The organism is Streptomyces sp. S6 (genome assembly GCF_054880855.1).
Window position 1 is genome coordinate 1 of the sequence record NZ_JBTYMC010000727.1, and the last position, 676, is coordinate 676.

A 676-nucleotide genomic window follows, 5' to 3' on the forward strand; every position below is an offset into this window, starting at 1 on the left:
TGCGCGGCGTGCGCCTCGGCCGCCGCGAGGGCCGCGTGGGAGGTGCGGTCCCAGCGGACCTGCGCGTCCCCGCCGGAGGTGGCGTGCAGCCGGCGGGCCCTCCTGTGGAGGTACTCCTCACGTACGGCCAGCCAGCGCAGCCATAGCTCCGGGGTATCAGCGCCGCAGGGCCGAGCCCGGTCCCAGCGGGTCGTCCCCTTCTCCTCCGGAAGAGCCAGCCGCCGGTACGCCGCGTGCAGGGCGCCCACCTGGCTGTCCCCGTCGGCCGTGGTGACGGCGTCCCTGAGGGCCCGGTACTCGACGATCCGGTTGTGCGCGAACGCGCCCTGCGCGCCCAGCCGGTCCCGGGCCTCGTCGCAGGCGCGGGCGGCGACGGTCGTGACGAAGTGCTTGGTCAGCGCGATCTCGTCGGTGACGACCGGCGCGTACTCGTCCGGCACTCCGGCGAACGCGGACGTCGCCTCACGGACGGCGACGGTCGCGACGTACGTCTCCGCCAGGGCGTCCAGCAGGCGGCCGTGGTGGGAGCGGACGTGGGACAGGGGGAGCCGGCCGCCCGCCTTGCTCTCGATCTCGCGCTGCGCGGCGTGCCGGACGGCGATGGAGACAGATCGGCGGCGCCCTCGGCCTCGCCATCCTCACCACCGTCGCGACGAGCCGTATCCAGTCGCTCTCC

1 protein-coding gene is annotated in these 676 nt (G+C 75.1%); it reads right to left on the reverse strand.

Translation table 11 applies throughout. The annotated features are described in order from the left end of the window. The coding region (locus ACVNF4_RS36725) for an acyl-CoA dehydrogenase family protein (protein ID WP_461807136.1) at positions 1-602 on the reverse strand (602 nt) is incomplete at its 3' end. Positions 603-676 lie beyond the last annotated feature (74 nt).